Annotated in this window: 7 protein-coding genes; 2 read left to right on the top strand and 5 right to left on the bottom strand. The window is 45.9% G+C overall.

Annotated elements, in window-relative coordinates; all coding sequences use genetic code 11:
- Positions 1–644: 644 nt before the first annotated feature.
- From ACTQ33_RS16880 to ACTQ33_RS16860, 5 genes are all read right to left on the bottom strand, one after another.
- The gene (locus ACTQ33_RS16880) at positions 645–1,295 is read right to left on the bottom strand and encodes a WG repeat-containing protein (RefSeq protein ID WP_441465657.1); all 651 of its coding nucleotides are present in this window, start codon (positions 1,293–1,295) and stop codon (positions 645–647) included.
- A 1-nt stretch (position 1,296) separates the two neighbouring features.
- Positions 1,297–2,013 (bottom strand): hypothetical protein, encoded by a 717-nt coding sequence (locus ACTQ33_RS16875; RefSeq protein ID WP_441465656.1) that lies wholly within the window; start codon positions 2,011–2,013, stop codon positions 1,297–1,299.
- A 19-nt stretch (positions 2,014–2,032) separates the two neighbouring features.
- Positions 2,033–2,614 (bottom strand): HTH domain-containing protein, encoded by a 582-nt coding sequence (locus ACTQ33_RS16870; protein ID WP_441465655.1) that lies wholly within the window; start codon positions 2,612–2,614, stop codon positions 2,033–2,035.
- 81 nt (positions 2,615–2,695) lie between these two features.
- Positions 2,696–3,499 carry a helix-turn-helix domain-containing protein gene (locus tag ACTQ33_RS16865; RefSeq protein WP_441465654.1) on the bottom strand — a complete coding sequence of 268 codons (804 nt, stop codon included), beginning with the start codon at positions 3,497–3,499 and terminating at the stop codon, positions 2,696–2,698.
- 13 nt (positions 3,500–3,512) lie between these two features.
- The gene (locus ACTQ33_RS16860) at positions 3,513–4,010 is read right to left on the bottom strand and encodes a DUF4365 domain-containing protein (protein WP_441465653.1); all 498 of its coding nucleotides are present in this window, start codon (positions 4,008–4,010) and stop codon (positions 3,513–3,515) included.
- A gap of 330 nt (positions 4,011–4,340) precedes the next feature.
- On the opposite strand from ACTQ33_RS16860, the gene ACTQ33_RS16855 reads away from it, so the two are divergent.
- On the top strand, positions 4,341–4,754 hold the full coding sequence (locus ACTQ33_RS16855; RefSeq protein WP_441465652.1) for a cysteine-rich VLP domain-containing protein: 414 nt from the start codon (positions 4,341–4,343) through the stop codon (positions 4,752–4,754).
- Positions 4,755–4,876: 122 nt separating this feature from the next.
- Positions 4,877–5,758, top strand: coding sequence for a MobV family relaxase (gene mobV, locus ACTQ33_RS16850; protein WP_441465651.1), 882 nt, complete (start codon positions 4,877–4,879; stop codon positions 5,756–5,758).
- The last annotated feature ends 108 nt before the right edge of the window (positions 5,759–5,866 follow it).

Below are 5,866 nucleotides of genomic sequence, written 5' to 3'. Positions count from 1 at the left end.
GACCGTTGTCCAGAAGAAACCCAAGAATGTTGTAGCTGTAATGCCCGGTTGCCTCAAGCCCTACTTTTATTTTGTCCTGCGGTGTAGTACAAGCTCGAATTTTTTCCAGTATACCTGCTGGCGTGGCTGCCGGGGGAAACGGGGTGCGGTGCTTCTTGCGCCCCGTTTGCTCCGGCAGGAAAACAGGCGGGATTTTTGCGAATGGGAATAAGCAAAAAAACGGGCTGTTTTCAGAGAACGGCGGCAGGTATATGAAAGCCCCCGTCCCTCGTCCTACGCTCTAACTTGTGGACAAAGTGTCCCGAAGTGTTGTCCACACTCCCGGAAAAGTAGCAGGACAACGGGCAACCGTCAAGGTTGAAATGAACGGGTTACACCCGGCCTTGACCAACGCCCGCCGCCCCGCTGAATGGGTAGACAAGGCGGCCAATCCCTAAAAGTGCTTGGCCGCACCCGTTCTGATTTTAGAGCGTTTCTTTTCCCAAAATCGAAATGGACGGGGAAGCCATTTTACGGCTTTCCCGCCTTGATTACCTTTTAGCAAAGATAGGCGGGACTGTCAACGGCGGCGCATGAAATGCGCCGTTCATCTTGACCGTTGACTGGCTCGGCTGGCTTTGCTATCTTCCACGCATGATATTTTCTTATTTCTCCTTCATGGATAGTTTTACAATCCCCCATTTGCCGTCTTTCTTAACGCAAATCACCCCAGTATTGCTTTCCCGTATATCGGAGTAAATAGGTGGTAAAATTTCATACCCACTGTGGTGCAACAATCCCCATTTCCCTTGTAGCTTTATTCTTATCAACTTACCATAAATAGGATAGGCTTGCTGATAACTTATATCGACAAGGAGTTCACCTGTTATTTCGGAAACAACGCCCCATTTCCCGCCGACCCTCACAGCACATAAATCGTCATAGCCGCACCATATTTCATCAAACCAATCTTCGGAGATATGCGCTCCAGCTATATTTAGCAAGCAATATTTTCCGTCTTTTTTACCCCATAAATTCTTTGAGCGAAAATGAAATTCTTCTTCATAAATGCATGGAATGAGAACATTTCCATTTACATCAAGAAGTCCATACAATCCGTTTTTCTCAACACATATCAGGCCATTATTGGACTGAGATACTGTATCATACTCAATAGGAATGGCAATGGTTCCCTTTTCGTTTATAAAGCCCCACAATCCGTCTTTCGAAACTTTAATCAGTCCATTTTCACTGTGCCAGACCTCATCATAAGCCAATTCACATGGAACTTGAATATCAGCTTTAATACAAGTCATTTTACACACAACCCTTTTCTTGACATATAAGTGCTTGCTGATAACTTCCAATCAGCCCATAATAATTCATTATATCTGGATAACGATTTGACGGATGATAATAGTCCAGCACAATGACATCGTGACCATTCAGCCGTGTGAAATAGTAAAGGTTAGAGTTTTGTTTATCTTTGATGTTATACCCCAAAATGATATTGAGAGATGTTATGGTATATCCGCACACAATAATAGTTGGGTCAATCAGTTCGATTTCATGACGTAATTCTGCGCAATCGTATTGTGCATATTGCAAAATATTGTCTTTCTCGGAGTCTTTCGCTCCGTCACTCTTCTTCACATTGACAACGGCAATCTGGCGGAGCTGCTCATTTCCAAAATAGTGCATAGCCGCTTCGTCTCTAAACGGGCATAAATAGGTGGTTGATGTATGTAGTAGTCCTTGCGTCCATTGAGATACCCTTTTCCATGTAATGTGCTTTCCCATTTTTTCTTTGGTTAGCAAATGATCCTTTATTAAATCCCAGTCGCCTGTTCCGTGATATGCTTCTTTGAGCAGAAACAAGGGGCGCACTTTTTGGGAAAACCACTGCTCCGGGCAAACAATACCGTCTCGAATGAACACATTTTTACTGTGGTTAATATCATCAGAAGGTGCTTTGTTTTTCCATTCTTGAAATAGCAATTCAATATCGCTTATATATTTCTCTGTACGTTCCATTCTAAATCCTCCCGCATTTTTAGAAATCATCCCATAGAACCGATTTGCCAACGCTCAATTTCCAGCCTTTTAATGCTGTGTCATACTCAATCCATTCTCCTGCAATCCGAAGTGTTTCAATGTATCGTTGCACAGAGCGTTCTGATACCTCTAATTTTTCAGCTAATTCTCTTGTTGAGATACCAGGTGTTTTTTTAATAGCACTTAGTACAAATAGAGTGTTCGCCACAATGATACTGAAATTTTTATACTTTTTTTGTTTGCGATATGCGTCCATAAGTATAAATTTGATTTGTTGCTGCATCAATTCAAAGCTGGAAAATACATTGATCTTACGACGTAAATTGGGTGGCAGGGAAATTTCTCCTATTAGAATTACTGCCTCGGAAAAATCTCCAATTTCAGAATAATAATCAAGGAGCATGTTTCGTTCGCCGCCCGACAGTTTGCTAAACCTTACTATAATTCCACTAACGGGAGTGGCAATTAAGTCGGTGGAACATTCCGTGATAAATGCAGAAGAATTTTGTGGGATAATTTTTTGAAGCTGACCCATTTCCCTATTCGTCAATCCATACGCTAAAATATCATAATTCTGCATTTATTTCACCACCTACTTCTATTGTACACTATTATGGCGACAACAGTATGGGAACGTGTGATAATTTTCAGATAGTTTGCCCTATCTCTTTTTACCTCTTTTTGAAATATGTGACTTCATAAAATCTGACTTTGAACCTATCCGTATCAGCCATTGCTTTTCTTCTTCGGTCAAACGATTATAGGGCAGTCGGTTTTGTTTGCAATAAATCAGCAGCCATTGTTCCAAACGGCTCCCCTTGAAGTTTGCCACCTCATCCAAATCTTTTTTCAGTTCGGCGGCAACAGATTTTTCCGGCGCACTCTCTGCCCGCCCCTTGTGGGCTTCCTTTATGTCCTCCATGATACCATCTATATCGTCATGTACCCGGCGGCTGAAATACTCGCCCTCCTGCACATGGATTGCGTTCAGCAGATAGGCGGTCTTATCATGCTCCCCCGGCTGGTATTTCTCCATGATTTCCGCCCTTGCCACATCAACCCATGCGTTCAGATTTTGGATTTGCCCGGTGGCGATACCGTTCACATAGATTTCAATGTCCGCCAGCAGTTTCACAAAATCTTTGTGTGTGGCTAACTCACAAAACAGAGCTGTGTCTATCCGCCCGTTTTTCAACAGGTCAATCAATTCGTCACTCAAATGCAGGTCTGCAAGATCGGCGTTTGGGTGATTTTTTGTTTCGGTCAATCCCAGCAGATAATCGGCAGTCACACCGTAAAACTTCGCCAACTTGATAAGGGCATAGTGGCTGATGTCCTTATACTCGTCCGCTTCATAACTGCCCAGCGCAGACTTGGAGAGGTGTGTCTGCTCTGCAAGCTGTTCCAGTGTCAATCCACGCTCCACACGCAGGTCTTTTAGGCGCTCTTGAATGGTTAAAGCCATATTTTGTTCCTCATTATATTGCCGTTATCATATTTTCTAACTTAAATCTTTCGAGCCGCGGAATGTTCTTGGCAGAAATATTTAGGCCATATTCTGGTTTCGATTTTTTGCCCTTGTATGAATGGTAAACAAAAATATTACTACTGTCGTTATCCCATGTGGTCGCAGGAATTAAATATTCTATGGGGTGTTCGCCATCATTTAGCAAAAGCAAGAACAAGTAAAGTGATTGGTCTGAAATATCAAAATATTCCTCCCGCATAAAAACATAGCCTGTTCCTTTGCGAATGGCTTTAACTTGAAACTTCAAAAATCCTCTCTTGCTTTCTGCAATAAAATCTATTCCATGGTCATCAACCTCGGAAGTATAAATGCTCACTCCATAAGAGGCTAATGACATTTTTGCGTAGTATTCACAGAACGTCCCCAGCTTTTGCCGGGTGAGGTCACTTCTTGACCAATTTAGGTTATACATTTCATTTCCACCCCCTGCTACATATTCCTTTTTCATTCTACCACAATTCCGAGAGCGTGGAAATAGGCTGTTTTTCAAGCCGTTTTCCTACCTTTCGGATATACGGGACGGGCGGCCATTTAGGTGTAGACTTAGGATAGTTCATCGATGGACAGCACCTTGAAAACCGAATGACCGTCCGAAAAGGAATACCCCGGCTGGGGAAGCACCGCAAGGAGCCGGACCTCTGGACACTTTGTCCAGAGGTCGCTTCGGGACAAGTTGTCCCGAAGCTGCGGGGAGCGTGCCAACGCCGGAACACGCCGCAGGAATGGGGCAGGAAGCCTTTTCGGGGAGAACGGCAAAAGCGAAAAACGGAGGGACTACATGAAAAGTAACCCATATAAAAATTTACCGTCTTTGGAGCGTAAGCCGGACGGCACCCCCTACCGCATGACCCCGGCGCAAAGGAAACGGGCAAATTCCCTCATTCGCCGGGAGTGCTGCAACTGCGAGGGCGGCAACTGTATCGCCCTTGACGATGGGGACACCTGCGCCTGTCCTCAAATGATTTCTTATACAGTCTGCTGTAAATGGTTTCGGTGGGCGGTGCTTCCGCTGGATAAGGCATTGGAAGCGGAGATCTACTGCGGGGACAGGGTGAAGCGGTGCGCTGTCTGCGGGGCGGCTTTCATCCCACGCTCCAACCGGGCGAAATACTGTGAAGCCTGCGCCAGACGGGTACGCAGACAACAGAAGAACGCCAGCGACAGGAAACGCCGCTGGAACACGGACAAATAGGGGCTGGAAAAGCCCCATAAATCAAGGGCTTTTAGGTGCTGTTACGGGCGGGGCTGTATGTTTATATGCCCCGCCCTCAAAACAGCCCCCGAATTGTCCGCAGGAAGGAGGATTGATAGGTTTTGGCACAACACGCAATCTTGCGATTTGAAAAACACAAGGGCAATCCGGCAAAACCGCTGGAAGCCCATCACGAACGGCAAAAGGAACAGTACGCCAGCAATCCCGACATTGACACCAGCCGGAGCAAGTACAATTTCCACATTGTTAAGCCGGAGGGCAGGTACTACCATTTCATTAAAAGCCGCATTGAACAAGCCGGGTGCCGAACCCGCAAGGACAGCACCCGGTTTGTCGATACGCTGGTAACTGCCAGCCCGGAGTTTTTCAAGGGGAAATCCCCAAAGGAGATACAGGCGTTTTTCCAGAGGGCGGCGGACTTTCTCATTGGCCGGGTAGGCCGGGAAAATATCGTGTCGGCGGTGGTACACATGGACGAGAAAACGCCCCACCTGCATTTGACCTTTGTTCCGCTGACAAAGGACAACCGCCTGTGCGCAAAGGAGATTATAGGGAATAGAGCCAACCTCACAAAATGGCAGGACGATTTTCACGCCTATATGGTGGAGAAATATCCCGACTTGGAGCGTGGGGAAAGCGCCAGCAAGACAGGCAGGAAGCATATCCCCACCCGTTTGTTTAAGCAGGCGGTCAATCTCTCCAAACAGGCAAGAGCCATTGAAGCCACGCTGGACGGCATTAACCCGCTGAATGCCGGAAAGAAAAAAGAGGAAGCCCTCTCCATGCTGAAAAAGTGGTTCCCACAGATGGAGAATTTCTCCGGGCAGTTGAAAAAATACAAGGTCACAATCAATGACCTGTTAGCGGAAAACGAGAAGCTGGAAGCAAGGGCAAAGGCCAGCGAAAAAGGCAAGATGAAAAACACAATGGAACGGGCAAAGCTGGAAAGCGAACTGGATGATATACGGCGGCTGGTTGACTGAGCCCTTCCCGGAAAAACGGACACGAAAAAAGAAGAAAAAACGGAATGAATCATGGTTATTCTCGTGGATGCTCGTTCATGCTGCCTGAACCGCCAGAAGGTTTTTCTC

Origin of the sequence: Candidatus Avoscillospira sp. LCP25S3_F1 (assembly GCF_052117125.1) — a bacterium.
In the GTDB taxonomy this organism is placed as follows: domain Bacteria; phylum Bacillota; class Clostridia; order Oscillospirales; family Oscillospiraceae; genus Avoscillospira_A.
Note: the sequence above shows the minus strand (reverse complement) of the source record. Positions and strands in the feature narration are given on the sequence as shown.

Excerpts from the sequence above, each read along its gene's own strand:
- ACTQ33_RS16880 (WP_441465657.1), bottom strand. The coding sequence starts at position 1,295 with ATGACTTGTATTAAAGCTGATATTCAAGTTCCATGTGAATTGGCTTAT.
- ACTQ33_RS16875 (WP_441465656.1), bottom strand. The coding sequence starts at position 2,013 with ATGGAACGTACAGAGAAATATATAAGCGATATTGAATTGCTATTTCAA.
- ACTQ33_RS16870 (WP_441465655.1), bottom strand. The coding sequence starts at position 2,614 with ATGCAGAATTATGATATTTTAGCGTATGGATTGACGAATAGGGAAATG.
- ACTQ33_RS16865 (WP_441465654.1), bottom strand. The coding sequence starts at position 3,499 with ATGGCTTTAACCATTCAAGAGCGCCTAAAAGACCTGCGTGTGGAGCGT.
- ACTQ33_RS16860 (WP_441465653.1), bottom strand. The coding sequence starts at position 4,010 with ATGAAAAAGGAATATGTAGCAGGGGGTGGAAATGAAATGTATAACCTA.
- ACTQ33_RS16855 (WP_441465652.1), top strand. The coding sequence starts at position 4,341 with ATGAAAAGTAACCCATATAAAAATTTACCGTCTTTGGAGCGTAAGCCG.